This window comes from Lachnotalea glycerini, assembly GCF_003201285.1.
GTDB lineage: Bacteria > Bacillota > Clostridia > Lachnospirales > Lachnospiraceae > Lachnotalea > Lachnotalea glycerini.
In genome coordinates, this window is record NZ_QICS01000002.1 from 57,915 (window position 1) to 76,170 (window position 18,256).

General features: G+C 35.1%; 18 protein-coding genes and 1 riboswitch. Of the genes, 14 read left to right on the plus strand and 4 right to left on the minus strand.

Annotation, left to right across the window (positions count from 1 at the left end):
• Nucleotides 1–16: 16 nt before the first annotated feature.
• From C8E03_RS04710 to C8E03_RS04730, 5 genes are read left to right on the plus strand one after another with little or no spacing between them, the layout of a single operon-like run.
• A complete protein-coding gene (locus C8E03_RS04710) occupies nucleotides 17–871 on the plus strand; it encodes a nucleotidyltransferase family protein (RefSeq protein ID WP_110290445.1) in 855 nt (284 codons plus the stop codon).
• Nucleotides 868–1,515, plus strand: coding sequence for an acetyltransferase (locus tag C8E03_RS04715; RefSeq protein ID WP_110290446.1), 648 nt, complete (start codon nucleotides 868–870; stop codon nucleotides 1,513–1,515). Before C8E03_RS04710 ends, C8E03_RS04715 begins: the two co-directional genes overlap by 4 nt.
• Entirely contained in the window at nucleotides 1,508–2,503 is a 996-nt protein-coding gene (gene neuB / locus C8E03_RS04720; RefSeq protein WP_110290447.1) for an N-acetylneuraminate synthase, read from the plus strand. Before C8E03_RS04715 ends, neuB begins: the two co-directional genes overlap by 8 nt.
• A complete protein-coding gene (neuC, locus tag C8E03_RS04725) occupies nucleotides 2,500–3,663 on the plus strand; it encodes a UDP-N-acetylglucosamine 2-epimerase (protein ID WP_110290448.1) in 1,164 nt (387 codons plus the stop codon). Before neuB ends, neuC begins: the two co-directional genes overlap by 4 nt.
• Nucleotides 3,663–4,364 carry an acylneuraminate cytidylyltransferase family protein gene (locus C8E03_RS04730; protein WP_110290449.1) on the plus strand — a complete coding sequence of 234 codons (702 nt, stop codon included), beginning with the start codon at nucleotides 3,663–3,665 and terminating at the stop codon, nucleotides 4,362–4,364. The genes neuC and C8E03_RS04730 overlap by 1 nt, the downstream gene beginning before the upstream one ends.
• Here the strand turns inward: C8E03_RS04730 and C8E03_RS04735 are convergent.
• Nucleotides 4,325–5,044 (minus strand): gamma-glutamyl-gamma-aminobutyrate hydrolase family protein, encoded by a 720-nt coding sequence (locus tag C8E03_RS04735; protein ID WP_170122890.1) that lies wholly within the window; start codon nucleotides 5,042–5,044, stop codon nucleotides 4,325–4,327. The two genes, C8E03_RS04730 and C8E03_RS04735, sit on opposite strands and share 40 nt — an antisense overlap.
• Before the next feature lie 114 nt (nucleotides 5,045–5,158).
• Here C8E03_RS04735 and C8E03_RS04740 point away from each other — a divergent pair, with 114 nt between their 5' ends.
• Both C8E03_RS04740 and C8E03_RS04745 read left to right on the plus strand, forming a co-directional pair.
• A complete protein-coding gene (locus C8E03_RS04740) occupies nucleotides 5,159–6,205 on the plus strand; it encodes a dipeptidase (RefSeq protein WP_170122891.1) in 1,047 nt (348 codons plus the stop codon).
• 99 nt (nucleotides 6,206–6,304) lie between these two features.
• Nucleotides 6,305–7,741, plus strand: a complete 1,437-nt coding sequence (locus C8E03_RS04745; RefSeq protein WP_110290452.1) for a DEAD/DEAH box helicase — start codon at nucleotides 6,305–6,307, stop codon at nucleotides 7,739–7,741.
• Between the two features lie 84 nt (nucleotides 7,742–7,825).
• Here C8E03_RS04745 and asnB read toward each other — a convergent pair whose 3' ends face one another.
• A complete protein-coding gene (asnB, locus tag C8E03_RS04750; protein WP_110290453.1) occupies nucleotides 7,826–9,679 on the minus strand; it encodes an asparagine synthase (glutamine-hydrolyzing) in 1,854 nt (617 codons plus the stop codon).
• 242 nt (nucleotides 9,680–9,921) lie between these two features.
• On the opposite strand from asnB, the gene C8E03_RS21855 reads away from it, so the two are divergent.
• The 4 genes from C8E03_RS21855 (at nucleotide 9,922) to C8E03_RS04765 (ending at nucleotide 11,724) form a co-directional block, all read left to right on the plus strand.
• Nucleotides 9,922–10,059, plus strand: a complete 138-nt coding sequence (locus tag C8E03_RS21855; RefSeq protein ID WP_170122892.1) for a hypothetical protein — start codon at nucleotides 9,922–9,924, stop codon at nucleotides 10,057–10,059.
• A gap of 17 nt (nucleotides 10,060–10,076) precedes the next feature.
• The gene (locus tag C8E03_RS04755; protein ID WP_110290454.1) at nucleotides 10,077–10,709 is read left to right on the plus strand and encodes a methyltransferase family protein; all 633 of its coding nucleotides are present in this window, start codon (nucleotides 10,077–10,079) and stop codon (nucleotides 10,707–10,709) included.
• 40 nt (nucleotides 10,710–10,749) lie between these two features.
• The gene (locus tag C8E03_RS04760) at nucleotides 10,750–11,196 is read left to right on the plus strand and encodes a MarR family winged helix-turn-helix transcriptional regulator (RefSeq protein WP_110290455.1); all 447 of its coding nucleotides are present in this window, start codon (nucleotides 10,750–10,752) and stop codon (nucleotides 11,194–11,196) included.
• A gap of 204 nt (nucleotides 11,197–11,400) precedes the next feature.
• Complete coding sequence (locus C8E03_RS04765) at nucleotides 11,401–11,724, plus strand: hypothetical protein (protein ID WP_094377281.1); 324 nt, start codon at nucleotides 11,401–11,403, stop codon at nucleotides 11,722–11,724.
• Between the two features lie 112 nt (nucleotides 11,725–11,836).
• Here C8E03_RS04765 and C8E03_RS04770 read toward each other — a convergent pair whose 3' ends face one another.
• Nucleotides 11,837–12,178, minus strand: coding sequence for a hypothetical protein (locus C8E03_RS04770; protein ID WP_094377280.1), 342 nt, complete (start codon nucleotides 12,176–12,178; stop codon nucleotides 11,837–11,839).
• A 335-nt stretch (nucleotides 12,179–12,513) separates the two neighbouring features.
• On the opposite strand from C8E03_RS04770, the gene C8E03_RS04775 reads away from it, so the two are divergent.
• Nucleotides 12,514–13,704, plus strand: a complete 1,191-nt coding sequence (locus C8E03_RS04775; RefSeq protein ID WP_110290456.1) for a hypothetical protein — start codon at nucleotides 12,514–12,516, stop codon at nucleotides 13,702–13,704.
• A gap of 46 nt (nucleotides 13,705–13,750) precedes the next feature.
• The gene (locus C8E03_RS04780) at nucleotides 13,751–14,407 is read left to right on the plus strand and encodes a VanZ family protein (protein WP_110290457.1); all 657 of its coding nucleotides are present in this window, start codon (nucleotides 13,751–13,753) and stop codon (nucleotides 14,405–14,407) included.
• Between the two features lie 90 nt (nucleotides 14,408–14,497).
• Here the strand turns inward: C8E03_RS04780 and C8E03_RS04785 are convergent, their stop codons facing one another.
• Nucleotides 14,498–16,051, minus strand: a complete 1,554-nt coding sequence (locus C8E03_RS04785; RefSeq protein WP_110290458.1) for an ABC-F family ATP-binding cassette domain-containing protein — start codon at nucleotides 16,049–16,051, stop codon at nucleotides 14,498–14,500.
• 173 nt (nucleotides 16,052–16,224) lie between these two features.
• A riboswitch (cyclic di-GMP riboswitch) is annotated at nucleotides 16,225–16,329 on the plus strand.
• Between the two features lie 222 nt (nucleotides 16,330–16,551).
• On the opposite strand from C8E03_RS04785, the gene C8E03_RS04790 reads away from it, so the two are divergent.
• A complete protein-coding gene (locus C8E03_RS04790) occupies nucleotides 16,552–18,249 on the plus strand; it encodes a GspE/PulE family protein (protein WP_094377276.1) in 1,698 nt (565 codons plus the stop codon).
• Nucleotides 18,250–18,256 lie beyond the last annotated feature (7 nt).

Below are 18,256 nucleotides of genomic sequence, written 5' to 3' on the forward strand. Positions count from 1 at the left end.
TGAAAGAAGGGTAGGTATGGAGATCAGCAAATTCCTAAAAAAAGAAGATAGTCCATTGGCATTTGAACTGATGGAGGAAAAACAAATAGAAGGGATTCCTCTCGTTAATGATGAGCATGAGGTGACCGATATTATTTTTTGGAACGAAAGAAAGGATCATGAGGCATATGACTGCAAAGGCTTTCAAACACCTGTTGTTATTATGGCAGGTGGAAAAGGAACAAGATTATATCCTTATACAAAAATAATTCCAAAGCCTCTTATTCCAATTGGAGATATTCCAATTGTAGAAAGAATCATGAATAAATTTATGGAGTATGGTTTTGCAGAGTTTTATTTTACCATCCATTATAAAAAGGAAATGATAAAAGCCTATTTTAATGGAGAGATTCCGTATCAACTGCATTTTATTGAGGAGGATAAACCGCTTGGAACCGCAGGAGCTTTAAAACTTGTTAAGGATGAGATGAATGGGAGTTTCTTTGTCAGTAACTGCGATATTTTATTGGATATTAATTATGCCAAACTCTTACTCCACCATAAAGCGCAGCACAATAAGATCACCATTGTGACAGCTTTAAAAAGTTATGAGATTCCATATGGAGTTGTTACATTAAATGAAATAGGACTGGTCAACTCATTAAGTGAAAAGCCCAATTATGAGCTTTTAGTTAATACAGGCTTTTATGTACTAGAGAAAGAAATTTTAAACTATATACCGAAGAATCAATATTTTGATATGCCAGAGCTGATTCACTCCTGCATGAAACACGGCGATAGAGTCGGGGCTTATCCGGTAATGGATAGCACCTGGCTTGATATGGGGGAATTTAGTGAGATGAAAAAAATGATGGAGAGGTTAAAATTATGATGGAGGATATCTTGTTAATCGGTGGGGGTGCTCATGCACAAAGCATGATTGATTCCATAAAATCCATGAAACGATTCAACATCGTTGGTATCATCGAACGCAAAGATAAAATAAATACCCGTGTTTTAGGAATCGAAATCATCGGTGAGGATCAGGATTTAGTATATTTTTTTAATCAGGGGGTGAGAAACGCAGCAATTGCAGTAGGAAGTATCGGAAGAACCGAGTCTAGGAAAAAGATATATGAAGAATGTAAAAAAATAGGCTACAATTTTCCAAATATCATAGATGAAAGTGCAGTTTTGGCAAGCGATGTAAGAATGGGAGAAGGAAATTTTATAGGAAAAGGAGTAGTAATAAATTCGAATGTACGGATTGGGAGTGCATGTATCATCAATACAGCGACTGTCCTAGAGCACGGGAACAAAATAGAAGATTTTGTTCATGTCGCTCCCGGATGTGTACTATGTGGAAATGTCTGGGTAAAGGAAAATACACACATTGGTGCACATTCTACCGTTCTGCAAAATATTATAATCGGGAAGGATACTTTAATTGGTGCGGGGAGTTTGGTCTTAAAGCATATTGCTTCCAATCAATTAGCCTATGGAAGTCCGGCAAAGGAGGTAAGACGCTATGAATAAAGTTATGATTATTGCAGAAGCAGGAGTGAATCATAATGGTGACTTACATATAGCCAAAAGCTTAGTCGATGCGGCCAGTGAGACTGGAGCCAACGCTATAAAATTTCAGACCTTTCAGGCAAAAAAACTGGCAGTTTCAGATGCAAAGAAAGCAGATTATCAGAAACAGTATACCCAAAATACGATCTCTCAGTATGAAATGCTAAAGGAATTAGAACTATCCAAGGAAGATTTCTTAGCACTGTATCATTATTGCGGTCAAAAAAACATACAGTTTATGTCCACTCCCTTTGACGAAGACAGTATTGAGTTTCTTGACTGTCTTGGACTTAATATCTTTAAGATTCCATCAGGTGAAATCACAAATTATAGCTATTTGAAAAAAATAGATTCTTTGAATAAGCCAATCATTATGTCTACAGGAATGGCAACCATAGATGAAATAGCAGATGCATTAAAAGTGTTAAAGCACTCATCACAAAATCTTATCTTGCTTCATTGTACCAGTGCCTATCCAACGCCAGTGAAAGAAGTAAATCTCAAGGCTATGTGTACGTTGAAGCAAAGGTTTCAAAAGGAGGTAGGTTATTCTGACCATACATTGGGATTGGAAGCAGCAATAGCAGCAACTGCACTTGGAGCATGCGTGATAGAAAAGCATTTTACTCTAGATCAATCCATGCCTGGGCCAGATCATAAAATAAGTTTGGAACCAAAGGAATTTAAGCAAATGGCAGATGCCATTCGAAATATTGAGCAAGCTTTGGGAGATGGGGTAAAAAGACCAACAGAATCAGAATTAAAGAACAAAGAATTTGTAAGAAAAAGTTTGGTTGCAGCAAAAAAAATAAAAAAGGGTGAACCTTTTACCTATGATAATCTTTGCGCAAAGCGATGTGGCATGGGAATTTCTCCCATGAAGCTAACTGGTTTACTTGGGAATGAGGCCGTTAGAGATTATGAAAAGGATGAAAGGATTGAGGAATGAAGAAAATATGTGTGGTGACTGGAAGTCGGGCTGAATATGGTTTATTAAGACGTATTATGATACGAATAAAAGAGGATGAGGATTTAGAACTGCAATTGATTGTAACGGGTATGCATCTGGATACGAGGTATGGACTAACCTATCATGAAATAGAACAAGATGGAATACAAATTGATGAAAGAATTGAAATGAACTTAGCGACTGATTCAGCGTCAGGAATATGCAAATCAATTGGTATTGAAATGATAGGTCTTTCAGAGGCATATGATAGATTAAAGCCTGATATGCTGCTTTTACTTGGGGACAGATATGAGATTTTTGCAGCAGCAAGTGCATCGGTTTTTCATAAAATTCCGATTGCCCATATTCATGGTGGAGAAATTACCGAAGGCGCGTATGACGATTGTATGCGGCATGCAATTACCAAAATGAGCTATCTTCACTTTACCAGTGCCAAGGAATACAGGCAAAGAGTCATACAGCTAGGAGAGGAACCAGAGCGTGTGTATCAGGTAGGAGCATTGGGAATTGAGAATATTAAGAAAATGAAACTGCTTTCAAGAAAAGAGCTTAAGGATGTATTAAAACTTTCATTAAAGCAGCCCTATGCCTTGGTAACTTTGCACCCAGAAACACTTGATAATCAGCAGGTGGAGAATCAATTTACCATACTTGCAAAAGCACTTGAATTTTACCCCAAGTTATATGTAATATTTACGAAAAGCAACTCTGATACAGGTGGAATCAGAATGAATCATTTAGTAGAAGATTATGTAAATAGAAATAGGAAAAGAGCAGCTTGCTTTACCTCACTTGGAACACTTGTATATCTAAGTCTGATGAGACATAGCCAAATGGTGATTGGAAATTCCTCCAGCGGTATTTTAGAGGCGCCCTATATGAAAGTACCTGCAATTGACATTGGAAGCAGACAAAAGGGAAGGGTAAAGCCAGGTTCTGTTATCGGCTGTGCTTATTCAACAAAAGAAATAATTGCTGCAATACAAACAGCTATCTCCTTTGATTGGAATAAGATAGAAAAAGGAAATCCCTTTGAAGGAGAAGACACAAGCAGCCAAATCGTAACAATAATGAAGAATACACTTAAGAGTGGAATCAACCTAAAAAAGAAATTCTATGATATGGATAAGAGCTTGTAATGTATCATAATAAAACATTTTTAGCAGTCATACCCGCAAGAAGCGGATCAAAAGGAGTCAAAGACAAGAACATTAAAAATTTAGGAAATAAGCCCCTTATGGCTTATACCATTGAAGCCTGTCATCGTGCTCAGATATTTGATGAAATTGTGGTATCCACTGACGATGAGAAATATGCTAAAGTGGCAAAAGATTATGGTGCAAGTGTTCCATTTTTAAGACCAAAGGAGTTAGCAAGTGATGAAGCAGCTACCAATGATGTGATGCTACATGTTTTAAATGAAATGAGAGTACAAGGCAAGAACTTTGATTACGTGATACTTTTACAGCCAACCTCACCTCTAAGAAATGAGAGCCATATTCTAGATAGTGTAAATATTTTAACGAAACAAAGAGCTGATTCGGTTATCAGTATTTGTAAAGCAGAGTATCCTTCGTACTTAACGGTGAAGCTTATGCAAAATGGGGAACTAAAAACAAAATTCCTAGATAAAAAACAAATACGAAGGCAGGATGAGGTACAGGAATATCGAATCAATGGGGCAATCTATTTGACCTCAACCCATTTTTTTCTAGAGAATAAAGGTTTCTATGGAGGAAAGGTATTTCCCCTTATCATGGAAGAAAAAGACTCCATAGATATTGATGAAGAGTATCAGTTTCAATTAGCAGAATTTTTCCTTAAAAACAAATTATTATAATATTCAAAAATTTTTTGACCATCTACGGTATCTTCTCTCTTTTTATCAAAGCTCATTCTCTCAGGATGCCATTGTACACCTATAATTGGCAGAGTTTTATGATAAATCGCCTCAACCACATAATCAGAGGCCTTTTGTGCAATCATAATATTTGCGCCAAGATTGCCAATTCCTTGATGATGAGCGCTGTTTACCATGAATGTCTCGTCATACAGGTCAGAAAGAAAGGTATTTGGAATAGAAAAGGAGGAATGTACCTTGTCTTCCTTTTCCCAAGCGTGCATTTTTTTGCATGCCAGATCTTGAATCAGCGTTCCTCCAAAATAAACATTAATGACCTGCATACCTTTACAAATGCCGAGAACGGGTTTTTTGGCACCGACAAATAGATCTAATAATTGAAACTGTATTGTATCCAGTGCAAAATCGATATTGACAGAACCGTTATTTGTTTCATGAAAAAAGCTTGGATCGATGTCACCACCTCCGGGGAGAAGAAGTCCGTCAAAAGATAAAATATCGTTTGAAATATTAAGAATCAAAGGGGAACTATCTTTTGCAGAATGAGGATCTGAAAATGCAACAGTTGGATACATGTTCATGTGCTTTAATGCGGATACGTAATTGTTTACCTTAGTGCCATAGCCGGCAACCAATATTTTGGGAAATAGATGCTTCATAAATAACCTCCAGTCAATCGAATTACAAATTAAGTCATGCATGACTATATTAGTATTGTATGCTATGATAGCAATAAGTGTTTTAATAAATTAAGTGGAAAGGATATGCTTTGTGTGAATTGTTTTGTAGATAAATATGATGAAAAAGCTTTTTTTTTACATCAGTATAATCCGGTAGTGGATGCTCATTTAGACCTTGCCGCTGAAATATACGAACGATATCAAGGTGGGGAAAGAGAAGTGATTAAAAATCATTACCTTGAAAATTTTAAGAAAGCCGGAATTACTTTTATTGTATCCTCCGTATTCATCCCGACGAAACAGTTGCCTGCCAGAGGATTCGAACTGACTCTGATGCAAATTAGTGCTTTGCTTAAAGATATTGAAACAATAAAGGAAGAAGTGATACTGGTTCAGAGTAAAATGGATATGCAAATGGTAATAAGTGAGCATAAAATTGGCATTATATTGTATTTGGAAGGACTTGATATTATTACCAATGATTGCAGCATATTAAGAGCACTTTATGCAATGGGTGTACGTGGAGCGAGTCTAACCTGGAGCAGAAGGAATTATTTGGGAGAGGGGTGCTGTAGGGCTGACAAATTAGAGGATATCAGGGGAGGACTTTCAAAGCTTGGTATTCAAACGCTGCAAATGCTTGAGCAGCTTAATATGTTTGTCGATGTCAGCCACTTAAATGACGATGGCTTTGAAGATGTTCTTATGTGGACGAAAAAGCCTTTTATCGCTACTCACTCCAATGCAAGAAACGTACATATGAGTTATCGCAATTTGACCGATAATCAGATTCAGGCGTTAGCAAAAAGAGGAGGTGTAATTGGCTTGAACGCTTACAAATCCATTGTAGGTGTGCATTCCATAAATAACCCAATCCATAAGATGTGTGACCACATTCAGTACATTATAAGATTGGTTGGGGAAAACCATATTGGATTTGGACTTGACCTTTGTGATTCCTATGAGAGGGCATTACCAAGAAGAGAGTTTGAAATAGAGCCAATGGATTGTCTTAAGAATCATGCCGAATTAATTTTAATCAGTGCACAGCTTTTAAGAGAAGGCTGTTCGGAAGATACAGTAAAAAAGGTCATAGGAGGAAATTTTGTAGAATATTTTATGAAATTTGTTTCAATATAGGAGATATGTTAAAATGAGTTTTATATTTGTGGATAAATAAGAGAATAAGAATTGACAGTGTGGACACTAATACAATAAATAAAGACGGGAAAAGAACAGATGAAGCAAAATAAATTTGAAGAATATCAACTAAGCAATGAAATAATAGAGGCACTGACAATGCTTGGTTATACAACTCCGACACAAATTCAAGAAAGGGTCATTCCCTATGCACTCGAAAATAAAGATATCGTTGCGAAATCCAAAACAGGAAGTGGTAAGACAGCCGCCTTTGCAATTCCGCTATGTGAAATGGTTGTATGGGATGAAAAGCTTGCGCAGGCACTTGTGCTGGAGCCTACAAGAGAGCTGACCAATCAGGTAAAGGAAGAAATATTTAATATAGGCAGAAAAAAAAGACTGAAGGTTTGTGCAATATTTGGTGGCTTTCCGATTGATAAGCAAGTAATTACCTTAAAACAGAAAGCTAATATTTTAGTTGGAACACCGGGACGTGTTCTGGATCATCTTAGAAGAGGCACCTTAAAAACCGATAAAATAAAATATCTGATTATTGATGAAGCTGATTTAATGATGGATATGGGATTTATAGATGATGTAAAACAAATAATAAGCTATTTGAACAATCGGCAGGTAACAATGCTGTTTTCCGCTACTATGGGTGAAAATATAAAAAATCTGGCCGATCATTATTTAACAAATCCGATAGAAATTATGATTGAAAGCAATACAAAAACAGTAGATAGCGTGATCCAAGAAGGTTATTATTCAGAAAATGAAGATAAATTAGAAGATTTATTGGCGGTGTTGATGAAGGAAGAACCAGAAAACTGTATGATATTTTGTGCAACCAGAGAAATGGTAAATGTGCTATACAGGCAGCTTACAAAAGTAAAAATACAATGCAGTATGCTTCATGGTTTGATTGACCAGCAACAAAGGCTAAAAGCGATTGATGAATTTCAAGAAGGCAGATATCGCTATTTGATTGCAACTGATGTGGCGGCAAGAGGAGTCGATTTTGACAATATTACTCATGTCATTAATTACGACTTACCTACGTCCAAAGAAGCATATGTTCATAGAATAGGCCGTACCGGAAGAAATGGTAAATCAGGTAAAGCAATTAGTTTTATTCAAGAATCGGAAAGACGACAACAAAAAATAATAGAAGAGTACACAGGTGTGACAATCACAGTACTTGATATTCCAATCATCAATGAAGAAAAGAAAAAAGAATTCTATCAGCACCAGCAGAAAAAGAGGGCTTATAAGGCAAAAAAAGGTGCTATTTTTAATAGTCAGATTACAAAGATTTGCATCAGTGGTGGAAGAAAGTCAAAACTAAGAGCAGGAGATATTGTTGGAACAGTATGCAGCATAAAAGGAATTGTCGGCGACGACATCGGAATAATCGATATCAGGGACAGCCTGACTTATTTGGAAATATTAAATGGTAAGGGAGAACAAGTTTTTAAAGAGTTACAAGGCAAAACAATTAAGGGAAAAATCAGAAATGTTAAGATGCGTAAATAAAAAAAGAAGAAAGTGAATAAAAAATTTACTTTCTTCTTTTTTTATTTACCAAGGCATAATGAATCAATAAAGAAAGCTATGAAGCTATATTAGTATTTTGGTATCATATTTCAAGAGCCAGTAGTTAATCATCAGCATATAGGCAATCAATTGTGGTGCGGCCATAAGCTGTCCATACCATGGTAAACCATAATCAGAGGGTGTATTGATAAAAAAGTAAACTTTGGTTTTATCGATAAATTGAAGAATCGGAGAGGATGGTTCCTCAATGACTTCAATTAGTTTTTTCGCAAGAAGGCTTTCATAACCCGGGTCATAAGTCTTGGGATATGGAGATTTTTTTCGGTAGAGAATTTCTTCTGGCAAAAGACCGGCGGCAGATTCTCTTAATAAGCTTTTTACTACACCATTATGAAACTTCATTGACCAAGGAACATTAAATACATATTCAACCAATCGATGGTCAGCGAAAGGAACGCGTGCTTCCAGACCGGAATACATGCTGCAACGATCCATTCTGGTCAGCAGAGTTTGCATAAACCATTTTATATTTAGATAGGAAATTTCTCTTCGACGAACCTCTGTTTGATTTTCGCCCTCCAGTCTTGGTGTTTCTTGAATAGAATTTTTATAGGCAGCATCTACGTATTCCTCCATATTCAATTCATGGATAAAATCCTCTTTTAGCAATGTCTTACGAGGCTCCAGATTCATAGTCCATGGAAATGTATTTGCATGAAAGCATTCCTCTTTATGAAACCAAGGATAACCGCCGAATATTTCATCTGCACATTCTCCAGTCAGAGTAACAGCATTATACTGTTTTACTAAGGAACAAAAATACAGCATGGAAGAATCAACATCAGCCATTGCTGGTAAATCGTGAGCATTGACAGAATCTGTAAGCTTATCAGCAAGACTCAACTTATCACATTCTAGATAAATATGATTAGAATCTAAAAACTTAACCATTTTCTCTACCCATGGTCGATCCTGAGAGGGCTGAAAGTGATTGGATTTAAAATATCGGTTGTTATTTACGAAGTCAAAGGAAAAGGTTGCAAGCTGTTTATTTTTCTTTTTTAGTTCATTCGAACAAATGGCAGAAACTAAGCTGCTGTCCACTCCCCCTGAAAGAAAGGTACAAATCGGAATGTCAGAAACCATCTGCCTCTTAATCGAATCCTGTACGAGGTAAGAGGTTTTTTCAATTGTTTCTTCTAAGGAATCGCTATGTTCATGGGCTTCTAACTTCCAGTATTGATGTAAGGTAAGTCCATCCTTGCTGCATTTACAAAAATATCCGGGCAGGACTTCGTCTATATTCTTAAATACACCAACGCCGGGTGTTTTGGCAGGACCGATGCTAAAGATTTCATTCAGTCCACTGATATCAAGCTGTGGCTTGACAAATGGATGCTCAAAAATTCCTTTTATCTCAGAAGAAAATATCACTGTATCATTCATGTGAGTATAGTACAATGGCTTAATACCAAAACGATCTCTGAATAGATAAAGCTCATTTGTTCTTTCATCTGCAATGGCAAAAGCAAATATCCCATTTAGCTTTTTTACAAAATCAGGACCATATTCGATAAATCCAATTAAAATCACCTCAGTATCACAGGTCGTTTGAAAAGTATGCCCTTTGGCTTTTAAGTCTGATTTAAGCTCATCTGTATTATACAGCTCACCGTTGTAAACAATGGTGTAATTGCTGCTATAATATGTTCTCGTCATTGGCTGATGTCCGCCAGATAGGTCGATAATTGATAATCTTACGTGGGCAAAAGCGAAGGTGTCTGAAAGATAAGTGCCATCATCGTCAGGACCACGATGCTTTTGTACCAAATTCATGCGATTTAATATATCATTATAGTGCAAAGATGAATCTGAATAATGCTCAAATGGATTAAAAAATCCTGCAATACCACACATAATATGTCCCCTTTATAATTTTTTGTTACGAAACAAACAATATCGTCTGCCTCATACTAAGTACTATGCTATAATATTATGTTTTCATACTTAATTTTGTGAAACAAATGCGATACATGTAGAATAGTTCTTTATGCAAACTCTTATTTAAAATAGATAATCACATTGACAATAAAGTACCGTAATGGTACAATACCGACATGGAACAAAATTTGATCAAACAGTATGAGAGAAGGTATACTATGAATAATTGGAAGAAAGTTTTACTCAAAACGATTATAATCGTGCTTGCTATATTATGCATACTTATAGTAAGCGATATATCAGAATGGTGGCATTGGGAAGAATGGATGGAACATATCAGAAATAACCATTTATAAAAGTCGAGGAGAGAATTATGCTTAAATATGAAGAGAGGCTACATTTTGATAAACATTATAAGAAACTAAAGGAATGTCATCTGATAAGAGTTTGCTGGATTTTACTAAGTAGTACTGTGTGGTATACGATGATATATATATTTTTAAAATTTGCAATTTCTTATCTTTCTGATGCTTATGCGTGGAACGATGCACAATCTTGGTTTACGTTTGAACGCCTAAAGTTTGTAAAAATTGATTTAATATATTTTATTATTGGGCTCCTTATGATATACTATGGTTCCATTCGATTGCTTAACATATCGATTCAAAACCATAGTGTGAAAAATGAAAATGATGAGATACCTAAACGCTTGTTGAAAGATGAATATTATGCTGTGGTGCGTCATCCGATGTACGGAACATTTGTTATTTTGTATATGGGAACGCTTCTTTCGTTACGTTCACTTGATGGACTCATGATAGCGTTATTAATGACAGCAGGAACATATATGAATGCTATTATTGAGGAAAAGAGAGTATTACAGCCAGTGTTTCGAGAAGAATATCAGCAATACAAAAAAGATGTAAAAGCAATTCTTTTGAAAAAAACGCAAATTTTTACTTTGATAATTATAATGTTTTTTTGTATTGTTGGATTTTTAGTTTGAAATTTAAAATGAAAGGAATAATTATTTACAGGTGAACAATATGGAGAATTTGATATTTAATCAGCAAGTACAAGAATTTAATGCATTATGGCATCAAATATTGATGTTAGATCAAAAGAAGGATTTCAAACAAAAATATCCTAATTTTTTAGAATTAACAACGAATGAAATTAGTGTGATACATATTGTTTCAGAAAATCCGGATATTATTTTAAAAAGTATATGTGAAATACTTAATTTACCCAAAAGTACCCTTACCAATACAATTAACAGGCTGGAAGAGAAAGGATATCTTTTTCGTACCATCACGAAAAAGGATTTAAGATCATATGGACTTTCTTTAACGGAGAAAGGAATCCAGACGCAAAAAGAACATATAGAGTATGAGCATCAAGTGTTTGGTAAAATATTGGAAACATTAGATATAGAGGAAAGAATAGAGTTTTTAATGCTAATGAAGAAAATAACAATGAAATTAATCAAGTGACCGTTAACTAGAACGGCAAAGTTTAATTTAGATCAAGATTACGGTTATAATATCTGAGACATAAAACAGTTGATTTTTGATAGAAATGCTGTTATGATAAAAATTATAATTCTTATATTTATCAAGTTAAAATCTTAGCGCGGTTTCAGCGCAATTTATTCAACATTTCATTTATAACAGATAAGCATTCAAAGGAGGGATTTTTTGAGTGAGGTAATTAATTGCAAGCCTAGAAAATTAAAAACAAAGTATAAAAGAAGTCAGGTCAGAAAACGCCTGCAAAGAAAAAAGATAGATATTATTGTAAGACAGTACGAAAATGATGGTCAAGCGAAAACAGTAATTGTAAAGAAAATTTCTTTTTTGGCGAAAACTATGGAAATTGCTGCAAATACATTCTTTCAATTAGGCCGCTTCTTCATATGGGCAGGTATTTGTCTTTTAATCACGATTGGTTTAAATACTTTACTTAACAATCAATTAAGAGAACAAATGATTCAAATGTTTTGCAAACTGATGGAAAGATAAAGAACCGAAAGGAATGAAATCGTTATTATTATACAGTTCTAAAAGTTCCTCTGTCCTTTCTAAATGAGGGGACAGAGGATTGATTATGTATGCAAGAACTTTCACTCTATTATTATAAGTCAAAGCTATAGTATAAATGGCAGCTCATTTTATAAGAGGCGGCGTAGGCTTTTGCAGCATTAGTAAATTTAAAGGAGCCTGTAGTTGCAAAAACTTGCCCGCATCCGATATTCTTATCTGTTTTCGTTGTCCCGTTATAGGTTAATTGAACCGTTGTTGAATGCTCGGCTTCTGCAGTAACATAGCCATTTGCATAGACCTCTCCGTCTAAGGTTGTCCAGATTCGTTTGCTTGTATCTGTAATCTTTTTGGAATTGGCGGCTGAAATAGTAGTTGAGGTCAATAATAACGCCGCACAGATTAATAGTGAAAAGATTTTTTTATGTTTCTTCATATAAATCCCCCCTTAACAATTTATAATTAGTACATGTGACAATGCGGTATGTGTGAAAGTAAAATGCATACTACCTATTAATAAATATAACATGTCTTATAAAATACGTAAACAATTTATTGAAAAATGAAATAATATAAACACAATACGACAATATTCGGCATAAAATAAAAATAATTTTAATTATTAAACAAATTTAAATTAATTGAGATAATATGTTGCAATAAAAATATTGGTGTGATATTATTTGAAAAGTTAAAGGTTTTAAATAAAACGATATGTAATTGTCAGAGAACCAAATTAGTGATTTGTGGTTATAAGGTAAGGAGATAATTATGGTTAAGAGAGTAGCGGCACTTATTTTTATATTAGGAACTGCGTGTTTTTCTTTTTTTGTTTGTCTGAGTGATTCTTTTATGGATTATCAAGAGGTGTGTAATACAAATAAGACATATGCTGATGCCGGATACATTGATATTGACTACAATTATTCTAATTCTGAGCAGGAATTTTCCTATTATCTGGGACAGGCATCCTATTGTGATAAACTGTCTGCATTTTATGAGGAAATCATTTCATCAAAGCATTTAAATTATATGGAAGTGGCCAAACAACAAATAGACTATCGGGGAGAATTTCATGGCTCTGATGAATTTGCTGCAGGTCAAGTGAATCAGTTAATTAACAATCAATATGATACGCCCTTGCTTTCAATCCAAATCGGTGAATTAACATTTCGTTCTAATGTAGTTACTGGGTTTATTTTAGAAGGTGATTCATTTGAGGCGGACGATTTTTCTTATAAGGAAAGAAAAACCATGCCTGTTATATTGGGCTATGATTATCGTAATTATTTAAAAATAGGGGATACCTTTCCTATTAATTATTTGGTTTATGGAGAATTCGACGCTTATGTGGCAGGTTTTTACAATAAGGGAGCAAGTATTCAGTATAAAGATGAGAGTATCATCTTAGATAAATATATCATAGCGCCTCTGTTTCACATCAGTGAGGAGGATACTTCCAATAAATTTGTTCAATGGCTGAGCTATATAAAAACCTCCTGTTATTTTTATACTAATAGTATAGAAAATTATGATATGCAGCAAGTAATTATTCAACAATTGGTAAACAAAGCAAAGATTAATTATTATAGTCAGGGTTGTATGAGAAAAGAGAGCAAAGCATTGTATTTTAAGCCTGGATATAAGGATATCTATCTGTCATTAGGAATCATTGGAGGTATTGTCATGGGTGTAATATACTTTACAACAAGAAGTAAATGGTACCAAGAGGATAGCTTTTTAGCATCAGACACAAATTTAGAGAAAATCAAGATAACAAATACATTGAAGTTATTATTAAACTGCTTCGTCTCATTTATGATATCGTGCTTAATCGGAATAGGTACGTTGTCCATGATAGGTTTACGTCCCTATTATTATTCGATCTGCATGTTAAGTCTGTTTTATATTGCATTGGTATTTATTGTTTGTCAAAGCTATGATCATATCATGAGTAAATAAGCTTAACTTAGTATAACAACGAACGGATGGTAAGGGGGAATAGGAATTGCAATATATATTGAATCATTTTATTTACAGTGTTAACTTTTGGATTCTGTCCGTGGCATTTATTTATGCTTATCATGTATTTTATTTAGAAGGGAATTTATTACATAAAAAATCTTATGGGCTTCATGTAAAGCGCCACATGCTTGGCTTGATGATTAGCGTGGTATTTGTTTTAGGCATTACATTGGGAAATTATCTGTTGGAAGGAATCAGACATACGGATATGAATATTATTTATATTCCTTTTTTTGAATGTATTATACGTCTCTATGGAGTATTTCAGGGAGACAGCTATAGCATAGTTGCATTGTTTGGAAATATAATTTTATACATCCCAATAGGCTATTTTGCTGCCACTCTTTATTACGACAGGAAGAAAAACAGAAGTATACCTACCGTCTTATGTGCTGTTTTAGCATTCATAATTGAGTTGTTTAAGTTGTTTGCGGTAAAAGAATTCAACATTAATGATGTGATATTAAGCACTTTGGGGGGCTTTTTGGGAGTATACATTTTTCGTATTTGTTATGTATTTAATTTTAGACGGTGCAGTGAAAAACTAGAGAATCTAACATTCAAGCAATGCTACCAATTATTATTGTCATTAGTTGTGTTTATATCACCGATTTTTATGTTGCTATATCTATTTAGATGAGTTTAATAATAAGACAAAAATGTGGCTGTTAAAAAATTAGTCAATTTTGCAACAGCCACATTTTGTAAAGGATAAAAGCTTTCTTTATTATTAAATCTTCAAACTCCACTTAGAGCAATCCCAAAGATTCGTGGCAAGACCCTCATAAAAATCCGGCTCATGACAAATAAGAAGAATACTGCCTTTATATTCCATTAATGCTCGCTTTAATTCCTCCTTGGCATCCACGTCCAGATGATTCGTAGGTTCGTCAAGAAGAAGGATATTTGTTTCCTTGTTCAGCAATTTACACAGGCGAACCTTTGCCTGTTCACCGCCGCTCAACACACGAACCTGACTTTCAATATGGTCGGTAGTCAATCCGCATTTGGCAAGTGCAGAACGCACCTGATACTGCGTAAAGGATGGAAACTCTTTCCATATCTCTTCAATACAGGTAGAAGTATTCCCTGATGGCATCTCCTGTTCAAAATAACCAATGTATAAATAATCACCCAGAGTGGCTTCTCCGCTGATTGGAGGAATCAAGCCCAGAATACTTTTTAAAAGAGTTGTTTTGCCAATTCCGTTTGCACCAGTCAGGACAATTTTTTGTCCTCTTTCCATCGAAAGGTTAAGTGATTTCGATAACGGCTCGTCATAGCCAATTACTAAATCTTTTGTTTCAAAAATGTATTTTCCGGCAGCACGTGCATTTATGAAATTAAATTCAGGCTTTGGCTTTTCGCGCATCAGTTCAATTTTATCCATTTTATCAAGCTTCTTTTGACGAGACATAGCCATATTTCGGGTTGAAACACGAGCTTTATTTCGGGCAACAAAGTCTTCAAGTTCTGCAATTTCTTGCTGCTGGCGATTATAAGCAGCGGTAATTTGTGCTTTTTTAACTGCATAAACCTCTTGAAATTTATCATAGTCTCCGACATAACGATTTAGCTCTTGTTGATCCATATGGTAGATGAGATTGACAACGCTATTTAGAAATGGAATATCATGTGAAATTAGTATAAATGCATTTTCATAATCTAATAAATAACGCTTCAACCATTCAATATGGGGAACATCCAAATAGTTGGTAGGTTCGTCAAGAAGTAAGATATCAGGTTTTTCAAGCAAAAGCTTGGCAAGTAAAACTTTCGTTCTTTGCCCACCGCTTAGATCGGTAACATCACGGTCCAGACCAATCTCATCTAAATCAAAAGCATGACTGATTTCTTCAATTTTAGAATCAATGACGTAGAAATCATGTGCCATCAGTAAATCCTGAATCATACCCAATTCCTCCATCATAGTTGTGAGTTCTTCTTCTGAGGCGTCCCCCATTTTGTCGCAAATAGAATTCATATTTGTTTCCATTTCGAATAAAAATGCATAGGCAGATTTTAGCACGTCACGGAGGGTCATTCCTTTTTCCAACACAGTATGCTGATCCAAATATCCAACACGTACATTTTTGGACCACTCCACTTTACCCTCATCAGGCTGAAGCTTACCGATAATAATGTTCATGAAAGTGGATTTTCCTTCCCCATTGGCACCGATTAATCCAATATGCTCACCCTTTAACAGACGAAAGGATACATTATTAAAAATTGCTCTGTCACCAAAGCCATGGCTTAAATTTTCAACATTTAATATACTCATAAAATCTCCTTTATTATTCATATTACCTCAAACGATCGACTAGTTAAAGATTATAATATAGATAGAGGGTATTTTCAATAAGCAAAATTTCAATTCTAAATATTAAATATTTTTGAAAAATTTGACAAAAAATGTAAAAAAATGTATAATTGGTTTTAATTTAAATATAATCAAGTAATAGTAGGCAAACTTATTGAAAAATAAGGACGCAAAGCTTGAAGCCTGTTGAGATAATCTTTTTTCTAAAAAGAGGACTTTATGGCGGTTCGGTTGCAATCAGACAATTTTGTTTGGTTGCTTTTTTATTTCATAGAAAAGGCGTGACAGCATTCGGCGCTGCTAAGCGGTCAAGTCTCTCATGAGAGAGGGATAAGGGAGCTGATGCGGACTTGCCCGCTTTGTTCCTTCATAGGAAGGACCTTGTTGTTAACGTTTATGAGTTTTGATTCCTATGAACAAAAACATAATGAAAGTTGATTAATAAGAAAAGGAAGAACCAAATGGAATACAATAGAAGAAAACTTCGTTTGGGCGATATTCTGGTTAAAGAAAATGTCATTACAAAAGAGCAGTTAGAAAAGAGCCTGGAAGAGCAGAAAACAAAGGATAAAAAACTAGGAACCCTATTAGTGGAGAATGGTGTGGTTACAGAGCTAGAAATAGCAAGAGCTTTGCAAAAACAGTTGAATTTAGACATGGTAGAATTAAGAACCGTACGTATTTCAGATGAAATAGCAAGACTGGTACCGGCAAGTATGTTGAAAAAGCATATGGTTATGCCATTTGCCTACAGTAAAGATAATTTGAATATTATTAAGATAGCGATGGCTGATCCAATGGATATCTTGGCTATCGATGATATTGCGATTGTAACAAATCTTCAGGTGGAGCCTGTAATTGCGACAACGGCAGACATTATAAGGGCAATCGATCAGTATTGTGGTACGGGAGAAATTGTTTCGGCAGCAGAGGAATATGCCAAAGAAAAAGAAAGTCTGCATGTTAATGAAGAAGAAATTCTGGCAAATGAAAATGTAAACAGTTCTCCGGTTGTAAAATTAGTAAATACGATGATTGAACAGGCCGTCAGACAAAGAGCCAGTGATATTCATATCGAAGCCTTGGAAAATAAAGTAAGAGTTCGCTATCGTATTGATGGGGTTTTATATGAAAAGATGACTTATAATATTAATCTTCTTGCCGCAATTGTAGCGCGCGTAAAGATTATTGGCGGGATGGATATTTCTGAAAAAAGAAAACCTCAGGATGGCCGTATTACCATGAAAGTGGACAGGGGAGAATATGATATCCGTGCATCGGTATTACCTACCGTATTTGGAGAAAAAGTCGTAATGAGAATTGCAAATAAAATGGCATTAACAAAGGAAAAAAGAGAACTTGGTTTTTCCAGTGAAGAATTAAGAAAATTTGATCATATATTAAGGATGCCACATGGAATTATTCTGGTTACAGGGCCAACTGGAAGCGGAAAATCCACTACCCTTTATACGGCTCTTAGCGAACTAAACAATGATAAAGTAAATATTATTACAATAGAAGATCCGGTGGAAGCAAATATTGATGGAATCAATCAGATACAGGTGAATCCAAAAGCAAATTTAACCTTTGCAACAGCACTTCGTTCTATATTAAGACAAGACCCGGATATCATCATGATTGGTGAGATTCGTGATGCAGAGACAGCATCTATTGCTGTTCAATCTTCTATTACCGGGCATCTTGTGGTTAGTACGCTTCATACCAATAGTTCGGCAAGTACGGTTGTCCGGCTTAGAGATATGGGAATTGAACCTTATCTGATTGCAGACTCGACGGTTGGTGTTATCGCCCAACGATTGGTGAGAAGATTATGTCCTCATTGTAAGAAAGTACACATAGCAGATGTAGATGAAAAAAATCTACTGGGTGTAGATGTAGAACAAGATATTACCATATATGAACCCACAGGATGCAGTTTATGTGAAGAGACAGGATATAATGGCCGTATCGGTGTCTATGAAATTATGGAAGTTACGCCGAAGCTCAAACATATTATTGCTTCTGGCGGCGATATGGAAGAGATACAAGAACAGGCCTTAAAAGAGGGAATGAATACTTTAAAAATGAATGCAGCAAACTTTGTACTGCAAGGCGTCACTTCTTTTTCAGAAATGATGAAAATTGCGTTTACACTTTGATAAAGAA